The organism is Amycolatopsis pithecellobii (assembly GCF_009707865.1).
In the GTDB taxonomy this organism is placed as follows: Bacteria; Actinomycetota; Actinomycetes; order Mycobacteriales; family Pseudonocardiaceae; genus Amycolatopsis_E; species Amycolatopsis_E pithecellobii.
This window is the reverse complement of record NZ_WMBA01000023.1, coordinates 1-14,240: the sequence shown is the minus strand read 5'-3', so window position 1 is coordinate 14,240 and position 14,240 is coordinate 1. Positions and strand designations below refer to the sequence as shown.

Annotated in this window: 15 protein-coding genes; 7 read left to right on the top strand and 8 right to left on the bottom strand. The window is 67.6% G+C overall.

Annotated features, from left to right (window positions below; genetic code table 11):
* The first annotated feature begins 48 nt into the window (after window positions 1-48).
* Window positions 49-1,431: an MFS transporter gene (locus GKO32_RS16300; protein WP_154757722.1), complete on the top strand. Its 1,383-nt coding sequence runs from the start codon at window positions 49-51 to the stop codon at window positions 1,429-1,431.
* Complete coding sequence (locus GKO32_RS16295; protein ID WP_154757721.1) at window positions 1,428-3,047, top strand: FAD-dependent oxidoreductase; 1,620 nt, start codon at window positions 1,428-1,430, stop codon at window positions 3,045-3,047. Before GKO32_RS16300 ends, GKO32_RS16295 begins: the two co-directional genes overlap by 4 nt.
* Window positions 3,048-3,063: 16 nt before the next feature.
* Here the strand turns inward: GKO32_RS16295 and GKO32_RS16290 are convergent, their stop codons facing one another.
* The 5 genes from GKO32_RS16290 to GKO32_RS16270 are packed head-to-tail and all read right to left on the bottom strand — an operon-like array spanning window position 3,064 to window position 8,102.
* The gene (locus tag GKO32_RS16290; RefSeq protein WP_208024430.1) at window positions 3,064-3,969 is read right to left on the bottom strand and encodes a branched-chain amino acid aminotransferase; all 906 of its coding nucleotides are present in this window, start codon (window positions 3,967-3,969) and stop codon (window positions 3,064-3,066) included.
* Window positions 3,966-5,237: an ATP-grasp domain-containing protein gene (locus GKO32_RS16285; protein ID WP_154757720.1), complete on the bottom strand. Its 1,272-nt coding sequence runs from the start codon at window positions 5,235-5,237 to the stop codon at window positions 3,966-3,968. Before GKO32_RS16285 ends, GKO32_RS16290 begins: the two co-directional genes overlap by 4 nt.
* Complete coding sequence (locus tag GKO32_RS16280) at window positions 5,237-6,229, bottom strand: DMT family transporter (protein ID WP_166459596.1); 993 nt, start codon at window positions 6,227-6,229, stop codon at window positions 5,237-5,239. Before GKO32_RS16280 ends, GKO32_RS16285 begins: the two co-directional genes overlap by 1 nt.
* A complete protein-coding gene (locus tag GKO32_RS16275) occupies window positions 6,229-7,527 on the bottom strand; it encodes a DUF6421 family protein (RefSeq protein ID WP_208024429.1) in 1,299 nt (432 codons plus the stop codon). The genes GKO32_RS16280 and GKO32_RS16275 overlap by 1 nt, the downstream gene beginning before the upstream one ends.
* Window positions 7,524-8,102, bottom strand: coding sequence for a type 2 periplasmic-binding domain-containing protein (locus GKO32_RS16270; protein WP_154757718.1), 579 nt, complete (start codon window positions 8,100-8,102; stop codon window positions 7,524-7,526). The genes GKO32_RS16275 and GKO32_RS16270 overlap by 4 nt, the downstream gene beginning before the upstream one ends.
* 257 nt (window positions 8,103-8,359) lie before the next feature.
* On the opposite strand from GKO32_RS16270, the gene GKO32_RS16265 reads away from it, so the two are divergent.
* Genes GKO32_RS16265 through GKO32_RS16250 form a run of 4 tightly spaced genes read left to right on the top strand, consistent with a single transcriptional unit; the run spans window position 8,360 to window position 10,943 of the window.
* Window positions 8,360-9,532: a hydroxymethylglutaryl-CoA lyase-like TIM-barrel protein gene (locus GKO32_RS16265; protein WP_154757717.1), complete on the top strand. Its 1,173-nt coding sequence runs from the start codon at window positions 8,360-8,362 to the stop codon at window positions 9,530-9,532.
* A complete protein-coding gene (locus GKO32_RS16260; RefSeq protein WP_154757716.1) occupies window positions 9,529-10,182 on the top strand; it encodes a Sua5/YciO/YrdC/YwlC family protein in 654 nt (217 codons plus the stop codon). Before GKO32_RS16265 ends, GKO32_RS16260 begins: the two co-directional genes overlap by 4 nt.
* A 42-nt stretch (window positions 10,183-10,224) precedes the next feature.
* Window positions 10,225-10,530, top strand: a complete 306-nt coding sequence (locus tag GKO32_RS16255) for a type II toxin-antitoxin system Phd/YefM family antitoxin (RefSeq protein WP_154757715.1) — start codon at window positions 10,225-10,227, stop codon at window positions 10,528-10,530.
* Window positions 10,531-10,532: 2 nt separating this feature from the next.
* Entirely contained in the window at window positions 10,533-10,943 is a 411-nt protein-coding gene (locus GKO32_RS16250) for a type II toxin-antitoxin system VapC family toxin (protein WP_166459595.1), read from the top strand.
* Here the strand turns inward: GKO32_RS16250 and GKO32_RS16245 are convergent.
* The 3 genes from GKO32_RS16245 to GKO32_RS16235 all read right to left on the bottom strand — a co-directional run bounded on the left by GKO32_RS16245 (window position 10,929) and on the right by GKO32_RS16235 (window position 13,446).
* Window positions 10,929-11,246, bottom strand: a complete 318-nt coding sequence (locus GKO32_RS16245) for a putative quinol monooxygenase (protein WP_208024428.1) — start codon at window positions 11,244-11,246, stop codon at window positions 10,929-10,931. The two genes, GKO32_RS16250 and GKO32_RS16245, sit on opposite strands and share 15 nt — an antisense overlap.
* A 13-nt stretch (window positions 11,247-11,259) precedes the next feature.
* The gene (locus tag GKO32_RS16240) at window positions 11,260-12,630 is read right to left on the bottom strand and encodes a carotenoid oxygenase family protein (protein WP_154757712.1); all 1,371 of its coding nucleotides are present in this window, start codon (window positions 12,628-12,630) and stop codon (window positions 11,260-11,262) included.
* 72 nt (window positions 12,631-12,702) lie between these two features.
* On the bottom strand, window positions 12,703-13,446 hold the full coding sequence (locus GKO32_RS16235; protein WP_154757711.1) for a glucose 1-dehydrogenase: 744 nt from the start codon (window positions 13,444-13,446) through the stop codon (window positions 12,703-12,705).
* 136 nt (window positions 13,447-13,582) lie between these two features.
* Here GKO32_RS16235 and GKO32_RS16230 point away from each other — a divergent pair.
* Window positions 13,583-14,240 (top strand): LysR family transcriptional regulator (locus tag GKO32_RS16230; RefSeq protein WP_312868000.1); only part of this gene is annotated, 658 nt, incomplete at its 3' end.

The following is a 14,240-nucleotide window of genomic DNA, read 5'->3' as shown; positions in this document are numbered from 1 at the left end:
TGACCGCGGCCAACCAAGCAACCAGGCTCACCTCGCAAAGGAGCGACGATGCCGACGACACCAGCTGAATCCTTTCCCACCCATGTCGAATCCGCAGAAACCTCGGGCGACCGGCCGGCGGGTCGCCAGGCAGGCCGGCTGCGAACGCTGCTGGGTATCGGTCTGGGCACGTTCATCGAGTGGTTCGAGTTCGGCCTCTACAGCATTTTCGCCCCGTTCTTCGCGCGCCAGGTCTTTTCCGCGGTCGACCCGGCGGCGGCTCTGCTGGCGGCGTTCGTGGTGTTCGGTGCCGGGTTCGCGATCCGGCCGTTCGGCGGCTGGTTCTTCGGCTGGCTCGCTGACCGGAAGGGGCGACGGGTCTCGCTGCTGTGGTCCGTGGGGTGTGCGAGCTTCGGCACGCTCCTGATCGCCGTGGTACCGGCCTACTCGACCGTGGGCATCCTGGCGCCGGTCATCCTGCTGCTGGCCAGGACACTCCAGAGCGTGGCCCACACCGGCGAGGCCGGCGCCGCCTACACCTATATCTCCGAAGCCGCCCCGGATAATCGCAGAGCCCTGTGGGCCAGTTCGATCCTCTGCTTCGGGGTCGGCGCGTCGCTGGTCGCCTCGCTCATCGGCGCCGGGCTGACCTCGCTGCTCAGCAACGCCCAGATGGCGGCGTGGGGCTGGCGTCTCCCGTTCGTCCTGGGGTCCCTGATCGGTCTGCTCACCTTGATCCTGCGGCGCGGGCTGGAGGAAACCGCGGCGTTCACCCAGCAGACCCGCGCCACCGCCGCGCGGAACGGCCGGCCGTCGTTGTTCAGGGGCCTGTGGCAGCACCGTGTCGCGGTCGGCAAGGTCTTCCTGTTGATGGGCGCCGGAACCGTGTTCTTCTATTCGTGGTCGGTCGCCCGCCCCGCCTGGGCCATCAGCGTCCTGCACCTCGACCCCTCCGCGACGTATCTGGGCAGCGCATTGTCCGACCTGGCCTTCGTGCTTTTCCTTCCTGTCTGTGGTGCCTTGTCGGACCGGATCGGCCGCAAACCGAACTTCTACCTGTTCGCCATCGGTGTCGCCGCGCTGTCGTTCCCCCTCGAAGCGCTGTCGCGAGGTGGCTCGGTGTGGCAGTTCGCCCTCGCCAAGGCGATCGCCCTGCTCGTCTTCGCGCTCGTCGCGTCGGTCACCCCCGCGGTGCTCGCGGAGCTGCTCCCGACCGGCATCCGCGGCATCGGGATCGGCATCCCGTACGCCTTCGCCGCGATCGTCTTCGGCGGGTTGACCCCGTACCTGTGGACGTCGCTCGACCGAGCCGGGAACTCCAGCCTGTTCCTGATCTACGCGTCGGTGATGGCTGTGCTCGGCGCGATCGTCATGTACTTCAGCCGCGAGACGCGTGGCATCGACCTCTCTGACGTGCCCGCCAGAGGCGCACAGAAGGACGGCACACCATGAACCGAGCCGTGGACACCGACGTGCTCGTCGTGGGTGGCGGCCCGGTGGGGCTCACCCTCGCCCACGAGCTCGGCTCCCGCGGTGTCGACGTCGTTCTGATCGAGCCGGGGTATGCCCCGGACGAGTCGTCGCCCCGGTGCAAACAGGTCAACCCGCGATCGATGGAACACTTCCGCCGCCTCGGCGTCGCCGATGCGGTTCGCGCTCACTCGCCGTTCCCGGCGGGCTGGTCGGACCGCACCGTGTTCTGCACAAGCCTCACCGGCACCGAGATCGTCCGGTTCGACGAGGTCTTCGCGCTGACCGACCGCCGGCGCCCCGAACTGCCCGAGCCCGGCCAGTGGACCGCGCAGTACCGGCTCGAGCAGGCTCTGCGGGCGACCCTCCCCACACGCCCCTCGGTAACGGCCGGGTGGGGCGGCCGGGTGGAGGACGTGGTGCAGGACGACGAGTCGGTCACCGCGACCGTCGTCGGCGCCGACGGCACGACCCGTAACGTGCGTGCCCGCTATCTCGCCGCCGCCGACGGCGGGCGGAGCACCGTCCGGCGCGGCCTCGGGATCGCACTGAGCGGCACGAGTCACGCCGTCCGCAACCTGCAGGTGATCTTCGAAGCCCCGGGCCTCGCGGCGGCCCACGACCACGGTGAGGCCGTCCAGTATTGGGTGCTCGGCGCCGGTGCGGGTGGCCTGCTGGGCCGCCTCGACACCGCGGACACCTGGTGGGCGATCCTCATCGATGCCCCCGATGACGCGCCGGAGCAGTGGGTGACCGCGACGCTGCGCGCCATGACCGGTGCGGCCACCCCGATCCGGGTCCGTTCCCGCGATCCGTGGACCGCCCGGATGCTGGTCGCCGACCGGTACCGCCACGGCCGGTGCTTCCTGGCCGGCGACGCGGCGCACCTCAACCCGCCGTGGGGCGGTTTCGGGGCCAACACGGGCATCGGCGACGCCGTCGACCTGGGCTGGAAGCTCGCCGCGACCTTGCAGGGCTGGGGCGGCGCCGGCCTGCTGGACTCCTACGAGCACGAACGCCGCCCGTTCGCCCAGCGCGCGATAGCCGCGGCCACGGCCAACATGGCCGTCCTCACCCCCGAGCTCGCGAGCCCGCACCTGACCGAACCGGGCGAGGCGGGCCGCATCGCCCGGCAGGACGCCGCGGCTGCCGTGCGGCGGACGAAGACGCAGGAGTTCTCCACGCTCGGCTTCGTGCTCGGCACGGGCTGCCCGGACTCGCCGATCGTCGTCGCCGACGACGGCCCCGCCCCATCGTCCGAGATCTCGGTCTACCGGCCGTCGTCAGCTCCGGGCATGCGGCTGCCGCACGTCTGGCTCGGCCCCACCACGTCCCTCTACGACGAACTCGGACCGGGCCTGACCCTCATCACCACGGATGGCCTTCCCGTGCCCCAGGAATGGCGCAAGGCAGCGGATTTCCACCGGATCCCGTGGACCGAGCTCGCCGTGGCCCAGCCGGGTTACCGCGAGCACGTCGGGGTGCGCCACCTGCTCGTGCGAGCAGACCATGTGATCGCCTGGCGCGGCGACGTCCTCCCCGACCGGCCCGATCAGCTGCTCGAGTCCGTCCTCGGCCTGCGTTCGGCGGACACGTGAAACAGCTCGGTCCGGATCAGCCTGGCCTGCGGGGCCCTCCGTGGCCTTGACCGGAACGCGTCAGATCGGTGTATGCCTTGGACAACATCGTGGTGACGCTGCCGATCTCAAAAGAATGACCGTCCGCGGCCCGCACCGGTTGCACTTCGTAGGCCGTGCCGGTGAGAAATACCTCGTCGGCACGGCGCAGTTCCCCGGGCTGGATGTGCCGTTCGTGGGCGGAAATCCCCAGGTCCTTGGCGAGGGACAGGACCGTCTGCCGGGTGATGCCGTTGAGGAAGGTGTCCGCGGTCGGCGTGTGCAGGGCTCCGTCGATCACCAGGAACAGATTGGCTCCGGTGGCCTCCGCCAGGTATCCGCGAAAGTCCAGAAGAAGGGCGTCGTCGCAGCCCGCTGCCTCTGCTTCGTCGCGGGCGAGGGTGCAGATGTTGTACAGCGATGCCGCTTTCGCCTGTACCGGCGCGGTGGCGGGAGAAGGACGCCGCCATCGGGACGTGTGCAGCCGGATACCACGGCTGTGCGCGTCGCCGGCGAATACGTGCGGCCACTCCCAGGCGGCGATCGCGACGTGGACGGAGGTTCCCGCCCCGGACACGCTGATCTGCTCGCTGCCCCGCCACGCCACCGGCCTGACGTACCCGTCCGCGATGCCCTGTTGCCGGAGGGTCTCCCGCATGGCGCCGTCCAGTTCGGCGGCGCTGAAAGGGATGCGGAAATTCAGTTCCCGTGCCGAGTCGTGGAAGCGCTGGAAGTGCTCGACGGGCTTGAACGGCCGGCCGTCGTAGACGCGAATGCCCTCGAAGATGCCGCCGCCGTAGTGCAGGCCATGGGACAGCACGTGCAGGCGGGCGTCGCGCCACGGCACAAACGCTCCGTCCAGCCAGATCACGCCATCACGGTCGTCGAACGGAACGGAGATCACGCCTGCTCCTCGTGGCCGTAGTCGATGCGAATGGCCTGGTCCAGGAACTGGTGGAATTCCTCGGCCTCGGCGATGTTCGCGTGCCGGGACAGCACGAACGCCGGATAGCCGGTGAAGTCCGGATAGGGCCGCACGATGTCGCCGGGAAAGAGCATCTGCACGACATGATCGACCCTGGGATCGGCACGCAGTTCGTCCAGGCCGTGAATCGCGATGATCCGTCCGGACCCGTTGCAGGGGACGATGTAGTTTGCCGCAGCCGCCACCGGCGCCGGCAGCGTGCCGGAGCCCAGGGGTTCAGTGGCGATCCCGGCGGCGATCCGCAGTGCCTGCGCCGCGAAGTCGATGCCGGTCACCCCGGAGGCGATGTACTGGGACACCCCGGAGCCCCCGATCCGGGCCCCGATTTCCAGCAGATACGGCGTCACCCCACCGCGCAGTCGCAGTTCCGTGTGGGTGGGCCCATCCGTGATGCCGAGGGCGCGGTGCGCGGCTTTCACTTCGCGGCAGATGTCGTCCTGCACGGTCTCGGACAAGGCGGCCGGTGCGCGGTAGACACCCTCTTCGAAGTGCGGTCCTTGGGGGTCGCCCTTGTAGCCGATGGTCAGCATCCGCACGTCACCACCGTGCGCAAGGGACTCGACGGCGAACTCGGGGCCGTCCAGGTACTCCTCGACCACCAGGCCGTCCACCTGCCCGAGCTTGCTCGCGCAGGTCTGCCACACCTGGTCCACGACGCTCTTCAGGCTATGCGGGGACTCCGCCTTGGTGACGCCGAGGCTGGAGAAACCGTGTGCCGGCTTCACCACCACGGGGAAGGCCAAGCTCGCCGCCTTCTCCCAGTCGGCCGGGTCGTCCAGCCGGACGAAACCCGGCACGTTCAGGCCCGCCGCGGCCAGACGCGCCCTCATGACCCGCTTGTCCTGCGCGCCCAGTGCCACGTCGCGGCCGATACCGGGCAGCCCGAGCAGTTCGGCGGCTTCGGCGACGAACGGGACGGCGGGATCGTAGAGAGTGACGATGCCCTGGAAGGTGTTCTGCTCGTACCGTCGCCGCAAGACATTCAGCGCGGCGGCCCGGTCCGCTTCGATGTCCAGCCGCAGTACGTCCACCACGGCGGGCGGCAACCGGTCCTCGGACACCGCTTCGTCGGGCCGGGGAATCAGCACGAGATCGATCCCCGCCCGTTCCGCACTCTCGAACACCCAGGGAAGTGAGATGCGCTGGTAGACCAGTACGACGGTCGGCCTGGGGTGGTGCGTTGTCATCACGAGGTCCCTTGCCCGGTATGCGTCTCATCCGGATCCGCCTCGACCGCGGCGCGCTGGGCAGGGCGGGCACCGCCGATGGTGAGCCACACACCTGCCGCGCACAGCAGGAGCAACAGGAGCACGAGCGGTCCGGGCGCGGCCTCCCGGCCCAGAGCCCACTCTCCCAGTCGCACCAGGAACGGGACGACGAGTGCGAGGGCAGAGGTGAACAACGGGCCTTTGCGCAGGATGAGTTCGTGCGAAATGAGGAAGACCGGAGCGGTCAGGACCGCGCCGAGGGTCGCAATGCCGCCCCAGTCGGCCAGGGAGACACCGCCGAGCGGGACGAACAGGACGACTGTCAGCCCCAGCATGACGGTGCCTGCCCCGGTGATGGCGGGCAGAGCGGCAACCGGGGACACGTCCGCCATGCGCCGCCGGTAGACGTAGCCGTATACCGCGTAGGTGAAGGTGCCGCCGAGTGCCAGTAGCCCTCCGCTCACCAGGGCGCTCCCGCCGACTCCGGGGCCTGCGCCGTTCCCCGCGGAGGCGTCGGCCAGGGCGTATCCGAGGGCCGCGACCACGGCCAGCACCGTGCCCAGGACCTTGCGACCCGTGGAAGGCTCGCGAAAGGCGACGACTCCGATCACAAAGGTGATGCAGGGCAACAAGGACACGATCAGGCCGACCCGGGATGCTCCGATGAAGCCGGTCCCGAGCAGTGTTCCGGAGTAGTACGCGAAGAAGCCGAGGAAGGCCAGTAGCGCGACACTTCCGCCGCGGGCGGTCGCGGCCCGGACCTCGGACCGCGACCGTGGGTACAGCAGCGCGACGACGGTGATGACCACAAAACTGGCGGCTGTCCGTCCCGCCGCGACCAGCAGCGGGGGTGCGCCGTCGACCAGATGCCCGGCGAGCAGCCAGCCGGCGGCCAGTAGTGTGATCATCAGCGCCGAGAGGGCAGGCACCACAAGCTGTCCGCCCCGGCTGGCGCGCAGGGGCGTGTCCATCACCATTCCGCCCGCTCGAACTCCAACGCGGGCATCTCATCCAGCCCCTGCTTGGCCCGCAGCAGGACCTGCTGGTCCTCGGTGAAGACGTAGCGTTGCCGTGGCGAACCGGCAGGAGCGGGTTCGGGAGCGGGAAGATATCTGCGGACCAGTTCCTTCGCCGCCGCGCGATACGCGTCGTCGGTCGTGACGTCCGCCTCCAGTTTTTCCACTGTGGCGACGAATTCCCTCAGTGCGTCGAGAGTCTTGGCCCGGTCGAAACGCAGCAGGCCGCCGTCTGCCGGGGAACCGGCCAGCGCACCGTGTTCACGCAGCCAGGAATAGAGGAAGACCCCGGTGCCCGAGTCGAAGTTGCGGGTGGCGTCGTCCGCCTGCGGGTAGCGGAAGACCCGCTCCAGCAGGATCATGTCGATCTGTTCCGCGGCGAACGGGACGACACCGTTGTCCGCACAAGCCAGTACGGTCTTGGCGTCGACCTTGATCTCCTCCAGGAGGCCGACGAACCAGTTCATCTTCAGCGAGATGTGCTCGTCGAACGGCCAAAGCCCCTGGTAGTGCATCGAGTCGTGCAGATAGCCCCAGATAGCGCGGGCTTCGAAGCACACGTCCGGGTCCAGGCCCGTGGACGCCCGGGGGAGGGACTCCGGAGTCAGGACGGCCGCCGCTCCGGGAAGCGCGTAGGTTTCGTGGATCTTCCGCATCTTGTTGTAGAAGAACATGGCGTACGGCTGCTCGGTGATCTTGTCGTGCGCGGCCACGTTCTCCGGGAAGAACACCAGGCAGTTGCCCTGCCGGAATCCTGCGCTGCCGGTGATCAGAACCAGCGACTGGCAGTTGTTCTTGGGGTGCGGATACGACAAGGCCAGCTCGGGCAGTGCGGCAGGTTCTTTGCGCAGGGCGAAGAAGCAGTCCAGTCGCTTGCCCACGGGCGGCGCACTGTTGGTGCTTTGCAGCGGTGCAAGGAAGAAGACAGCCGAGCCGTCCTCGGGAACGCGCAGCGTGTCTCGCGTGCGTGCGAAGTGCGGCCGTGTGTCGAGGCCGGCCGCGAGCCAGTCGTCGACGTCGGCCGCCAGCGCCGCTGCCTGGTCGTGCCATCCGTGCCGCTCGTACCAGGCACATGCCTCGTCGCGGATCTGGCCGAGCAGCACACGGTCTTCGCCGGTCGCTCCCGCAATGGTGCCGTCGTCGGCCTGACGCGCCCGGAAGCGGTCGACGTCCGGGATGAGAGACCCGGTCAGTTCGTCGGCGTCGGCAAGCAGGTCCGCGGGGATTCCCGCGGTGGCAACGCTTGTGGTCACCGGGCCGCTCCCGCGGGGAGCAGCGACTCGTCCCCGGCGTCGACCGCCAGCACCTGATGGACGGTGAACACCATGGGTACGGCGCCGAAGTCCCGCAGCACGCGCAGTCCGTGGTCCTGCGCCGCGACGATGGTGGTGATGCAGCCCTCGACGCGCCCTTCGGCACATTCGATGGCCGCCCGGGAGTTGCTCAGGACCTCCTGGATCTCTGTACCGGCGGGCACGAGACCCGCCGGTGCCGGATGCGAGGCGACCGTGGCGGGCACGTCGACGTCCTTGGTGGCGAGCACCATGTTGTGCGTCGGCATGATGAAACTGTCGACCATGTGCAGCCGGTGCAGGTTCCCGAACACCAAGGTATGCAACGCCGGATAAACCGCGCAGGCGACCAGCGCATGCTGTCCGTCGTCCGGAACGACGTCGAGCGCGGACTCGATCGAGGAGTGCAGCTCTACCGTCCCCGCTGCACCACGCCGGCGCAGCCATTCGTGGGACGCGGCTTCCAGATTGGTGCCGCGCGGACCAAGTGTGTGCAGGTGCCGGACCTGGTCCGGACCATTTTCCACATGCCTCATGGACTCCCCCTAGAAGAACGAATCACGATCCCATCAGGCGTTGCCCGGGGATCTCAGCCAGCACAGCATGATCACTGAGAATGATCAAGTGATTACAGACGTGATCCTGGATGATGTCCTGAAGTGCCTTCCGGGGGTGACCAAAGAGGCCGGAAATCGGTGTCATTGAAGAACTTCCAACCGTCCGACCACTCAGTCTTGTTGACTGGAGAACCGTGATTGCTGACTTGGTGCGTGCATCCGCGGTGGCAGGCCGAATGGTGTTGTGGGAGGAGTCGGCACGAGACGGAGCGCAGGCCAAAACGTTGATGAGTGCGGCATTCCGGGTGTCGCTGGCCCGGGCGCAGGGCCGCATCTTCGGTGAGAACGGGCCGGCACATGTGGTGTTCGCCGCGGGGTTTCCCGCGATTTGCGATGAGGAGTTCGACGCGACCCGTCGGGTCGCCCACGAGGCCGCTGACGCGGTGAGCCCGGCCGCGGTGTGCCGGGGCACCGTGGACGACGTGCGCCAGGCATGCCGGGCGGTGGCCGGGGCGCCACAGGCACGGGTGATGATCGTGGTGCCCTCGTCCGACGAAATCGCCGATGCGATGGTGCACCAGCCGGCAGCCACGGCACTGGCCACGGTGACCGATCTCGTGCACGCGGCCCGGGACACCGCCCCGGAGGTGGCCGTCGATGTGTGTTTCGCCGACGCGCCGCGCGCCGAGGTAGGACTGCTCGCCGACCGAGCCGAGGCGGTGACCGATGCGGGTGCCGGCGTGATCGTCATCGCGGACACCATCGGCGACCTGCTCCCGGACCAGACCACCCGGTTGTTCACCGAGTTGCGGGCCGCCGTCAGTGACCGGGTCGTGCTCGCGTCGCACCTGCACAACGACCTGGGGCTCGGGGTGGCCAACACGATCGCGGCAGTCCGTTCGGGGGTACGGGTCGCGGCATGTTCCTGGCTGGGCATGGCCGAACGGAGCGGCATGGTGGCCACCGAGCAGTTGCTGTTCCTGCTGGCCCATCGCGCGGACCAGCTCGGCCTGCCGGCCGGCCTCTGGCCCGCGCCACCGGACCTGACCCCGTTGTCGGCCATCGCGAAAGCGGTGTCGGCCGAGACCGGCGTGCCGTTGTCGGTGACCACACCCATCGTCGGCACCGGGGTCGGCACGATCTCCACCGGCACCCCGTTCGTCCGGCCGGCCACCTTCCAGCCCTTTGACCCTGAGCTGGTCGGGATCACCCCGACCGTCGTGCTCACTCATCTGGCCAGCGACCGTGTCGTCCACGCGGTCGCCCAACGCCTTGGCCACGACCTTCACCGCGGCGACACCGCGGCGGTGCGGCGGTGGGTCAAGACGCAGGCCTACCAGCGCAACGACGCGGTGATCCCGGACGTCGAGTTCGCCGGCTTCCTTTCCACGCTGCGGGCGTCCCGGTGACCGCCGGGATCGGCGGGGCGCTGACGGCGTTGCGGGCCGGATCGGCTGTCGTCGTGCCCAACCCGCCGCCGCTGACCCATGTCGTCACCGCCACCGATCCGGCAGTGGTCAATCTCGCCAAGGCACGCCCCGCGAGCCAGCCTGTCGCAGTGTGGATCACCACCGACGCACTGTGGTCCGAGCTGGCTGCCACGCTGCCCCTGGACCACGCGGCGGCCGATCTGGCCCGCCGGCTGTTGGTCGACGAGATGGTCACGCTGCTGGTGCCGGTCGACGAGAATCGCTATCCGCACTGGCTGGCTCCGGCGGTCCACGACGGCCACGCCTTGTTGTTCGGAGCTCGATGGACGCCGCTGCGCGATCTGCTGACCGACATCGGTCTCCTCTATGTGAGCAGTGCGAATCGCACCGGAACACCACCGGTGGCTACCGCGGCCCACGCCCGCACGGTATTCGGGCCCACCGTGCCGGTGATCGAGGTATCGGACTCCGCCCAGCCGGGCATGGCTCGCCGCGCCACCACGACAATCCACCTCCACCGTGACCGCACCCTGTCGCTCACCCGGGAAGGAGCCCAGGATTTCGCCCACGGCGGACCCGAGCACTACCTCGATTACCTGCGCGATCGAGATGTGGACCTCACCACGTGACGAGCCCGCGAATGTATCACATCGATGTGATACATTCGCGGTATGACGGTACTCCCCGAAGTCTCTGTGGGGCTGCGCGAGTTGCGCCATCACACCAGCGAGGTGATCGCCCGCGTGCGCCGTGGCGAGACGATCGAGGTCACCGAGCACGGCACACCCGTCGCGCGCCTGGTGCCGATCGCGAGGCCTGAGCGACCCGCGATTCTGGCTCGTCTCGACGCTGAAGGACGCCTGCGCGCGGCCAAGAATGCCGGCTATGTGCCGGATCGTCTGCACCCTGTCGCGGGTGGGGACCCGAGTCCACTGACCGGCGCGCTGCTTGCCGAGCGCGAAAGCGAACGCTGGTAGACGTGGGCCTGTACTACCTGGACACCAGTGCGGCGTTCAAGCTCTTGGCCGCCGAGGAGCATGCAGAGGAGTTCCTGGCGTTCTACCGCGAGCGTCGCGACGATGACTGGGTCAGCTCCGACCTGCTGCGGATCGAGGTCACCCGAGCTGTCGCCCGCCATTGGCCCGCGTTGATTCCGGACGCCCAGCGGTTGCTCGACGCGTTCCAATACGTCCCGATCGACGAAGAAGTCGTTCGTGGCGCGATGGTGGAACCCGACCCACTGCTGCGCTCGCTCGACGCCATCCACCTCACCACCGCCCGGCTCCTCGGAACAGAGCTCGCCGCCCTCCTCACTTATGACGATCGCATGTCCGAAGCAGCCGAAGCGGCGAACATTCCGGTCCACGCCCCGCGGTCAACGGGTGGATGAGAGAAAGTGAACGACACGGCTCGCCATCAAGGAATTGACCACGGAAAAATACTCTTCGACGTGAGGTGCGGTGCTATGCGCCTCGAGATGGTCCAGACTTTCCCATTTTTCGATGATGATGATCGTATCTTCGCCGAACTTGGTCTGGGTATGCATGGGGCCGACCACATCGGCGTCGACCGTGACGGTGTATTCGATGCACCCTTCTTCGGCGAGCGCCAGCGGAACCTTGGCGTGAAGCTCGTCAAGAATGGCCTGCCGCTTACCCGGATGAGCCGTAACGATCGCGATGACGTGTATCACGGCGATATCCCTTTCAGTCGGCGATCCAATTGCCATGGAAACCGAAGGGCACCCGCACGGGGAGATGGATGGTCGCCACGGGGGTGGCAAGGTCCTGGGCGTGCCGGATGACCACGTCACAGCGTTCGGTGGTGGCATCGTGGACGTAGGCCATCAGCCAGCCGTCGTCCTCCGCGGCGTCTTCGGACGACGGGACGAAGACCGTCTCCATCGTCAACATGCCCGGCCCATAGTCGACACTATCGACCGTTCCCTGTCGAAGGTCGTGCTTCAGCAGTCCTGTGAAGCCCTTCGGCATGTCGTCGGAGGAAATCGTGTAGGCGTAGCGGGCGTTCCGGCCGACCAGACGTTCATCGTGCCGGGGGAATTCCTGCGCGCGGTCGTCCAGCATCTGCTCGGTCACCCGGCGGGTCACCGGGTTGATCGTCCAACGGTAGAAGCGAGCCGGATCATCGAGCGGTGACAGCATATTCGTGTGGAACATCGATTCATAACGCGCGACATCCATCACGACGGTACCGTCCTCGGCGTCGTAGGCGTTGCCGGTGTGGAATACATAGGGCGTGCCGGGCAACTCGCACCACACGATGTCTTCCGCGGCACCGTGCCGTGGTAACAGACCTACGCGAGCACCATGCCCTGGGTCCCAGCGGTACGGCAATGCGTCACCGCTCATCGCTGCCGCCTGCGAAAACGTGACCGGCATGTCCATGATGACGGCGTATTTGGTCGTCAGGCCCATATCGTGCACCATCGGGCGTCCCGGTAGGGGAATGTCAACGAGGTGCCGCACCGAGCCCTCGGTCGTGACGACCTGATATTGAGCCTTTTCGTACTGGGGCACGTAGGTGACGGCGTGTGTCTCCCCGGTCAGTGGATCGACACGAGGGTGCGCGGTGAAGGCGTCGCCCATCGTCCCGCCGAAATCGGACCGCGCCTCGGTTTCGAGCTCATACGAGAGAAGCAGGGGGAGGCAGCCGGCCTCGGAAATCGCGTAGACCTCCTTGCCGATTTTCATCACGTTCGTGTTGTTGGAGTTGTCGAATCCTCGTGTCGGTCCCGCTACCGGCGGACCTCCCCGCGTCGCCAGTACCTCCGAACCGCGGACGAAACGATTGCGATACCACTCGGCTTTGCCGCCGCGCAGCCGGACGCCATGGACCATTCCCGTCCCGTTGAACCAGTGATAGTCCACCGGGTTTTCCACCGGGGTGATCGGATTGGGTCCGTTGCGGAGCAGGCGGCCGGACAGCTCCGCGGGGATCCGGCCGGTGACTCCGAGATCGAATACCGTGACCTCCTCGTGGACCGGCGCGTAGTTTCCCGTGAGATAAAGGCTGCCGTCCCGCTTCAGCGGCGCGACGTCTGTGGTCTCCTGCGTCATGTCAGCTCCTTTGCTTTACCGGTCACGTTTTTCGCGCTTTTGCCGAATCTCGGCCTTCGTCGGCGCCGGGGCTCAGAGCTGAGAGCCACCGCCGTCCAGGACGAGTTCGGCGCCGGTGGTGTAGGTGGCGTCGAACGCGAGGAACGCCACCGCCTTGGCGATTTCGGACGTGGTGCCCACGCGCAGCATGGGGACGTCCGTGGCGAATTGCGCCTTCATCTGCTCGGCCGCCTCCTTGGGCATCGACTTCTCCAGGATTCCGGAGTCGATCACGCCGGGACTGATCGCGTTGACGCGGATCTTCTGCGGGAGCAGTTCACGGGCCAGGGTGCGGGTCATCGAGCGCAGTGCCGCCTTGCTGGCCGAGTACACGCTGAGCATCGGCATACCCAGCATGTTGGAGACCGAAGTGGTGATGACCACGCCGCTGCCCTCGGTCATCAGCGGAGCGAGCTTCTGCACGGTGAAGTACGGGCCTTTGGCGTTGATGGTCAGCAGTTGGTCGAACAGCTCCTCGGTCGTCGCCTCGAACGGCGCGAAACCATTGACGCCGGCATTGGCGAACAAGGCGTCGACCGTGCCGAATTCGGCCTTCACACGATCGGCCAGCGCCTCGATATCGGGCAGCGATCCCGCGTCACTGCGGACCGCGATCGCGTGCTCGCCGAGCTGGTCCTGGGCGGCATCCAGCCTGTCCTGGTCCCGTCCGGTGATCAGGACATGCGCCCCTTCGTCCACGAACAGCTGGGCGGTGGCCAGACCCATACCGCTGCTGCCGCCCGTGATCACGACGTTCTTGTCCGCGTACTTGCCCATATCGGATATCCCCTGGTTTCTGGAATCGGCGGCCCCTGGCGGGACAACATCGAGTCAACAACCGGCTGAGCCGGCCGTCCAAGACCTGTTTCGTATCCCTTTATGCGGAGTCGGTATAACGGGTACAGTCGCTGATGTGTCCAGCGAAGTCCTGCCCTCGACGGCCGATGTGGATCTCGACCTGCGATTGGTGCGGTACTTCACGGTCGTCGCCGAGCACCTGAACTTCGCCAGGGCGGCAGCGGCGTTGCACGTCGCTCAACCCTCACTGAGCCGCCAGATCCAGCGACTCGAGGACACATTGGGGGTACGCCTGCTCGAGCGCACCACCCAAGGCAGCAGGCTCACCGCGGCCGGCGCGGCATTCTTTCCGCGAGCACAGTCCCTTTTGCAGACCGCCAACCAGGCGGCCCGCGCGGCCCGCGCCGCGGCGCCGTCGCGCACGATCACCATCGGCTACGTCGAGGACCTCGTCATCACCCCCGCGGTGCGCGACCTGCGCCGTAACCATCCCGACGCCCACGTGCGCACCCGGCACCTGAACTGGGACGAAGCCGATGCGCTCGCCGACGGCAGGGTCGACGCGCTCGTCACCCGCACGCCGCTGCCGATTCCGGGCGATGGTCTGGACGTGACCATCGTGTACGACGAGGCCCGGGTCCTGCTCGTACCGGCCACCCATCGCTTGGCCGGTAAGGAATCGGTGCGCCCGGACGACTTCGCCGGCGAACCCTTCGTCGCGTGTACCGGCATGGCCGCGGCATGGACCGAATTCTGGCGGCTCGCCCCCCGCC

Coding starts and splice junctions, on each gene's coding strand:
- GKO32_RS16235 (WP_154757711.1), bottom strand. CDS start 13,446: ATGGGCAAGTACGCGGACAAGAACGTCGTGATCACGGGCGGCAGCAGC.
- GKO32_RS16285 (WP_154757720.1), bottom strand. CDS start 5,237: ATGACAACGCACCACCCCAGGCCGACCGTCGTACTGGTCTACCAGCGC.
- GKO32_RS16295 (WP_154757721.1), top strand. CDS start 1,428: ATGAACCGAGCCGTGGACACCGACGTGCTCGTCGTGGGTGGCGGCCCG.
- GKO32_RS16240 (WP_154757712.1), bottom strand. CDS start 12,630: ATGACGCAGGAGACCACAGACGTCGCGCCGCTGAAGCGGGACGGCAGC.
- GKO32_RS16255 (WP_154757715.1), top strand. CDS start 10,225: ATGACGGTACTCCCCGAAGTCTCTGTGGGGCTGCGCGAGTTGCGCCAT.
- GKO32_RS16280 (WP_166459596.1), bottom strand. CDS start 6,229: ATGGACACGCCCCTGCGCGCCAGCCGGGGCGGACAGCTTGTGGTGCCT.
- GKO32_RS16270 (WP_154757718.1), bottom strand. CDS start 8,102: ATGAGGCATGTGGAAAATGGTCCGGACCAGGTCCGGCACCTGCACACA.
- GKO32_RS16265 (WP_154757717.1), top strand. CDS start 8,360: ATGGTGTTGTGGGAGGAGTCGGCACGAGACGGAGCGCAGGCCAAAACG.
- GKO32_RS16300 (WP_154757722.1), top strand. CDS start 49: ATGCCGACGACACCAGCTGAATCCTTTCCCACCCATGTCGAATCCGCA.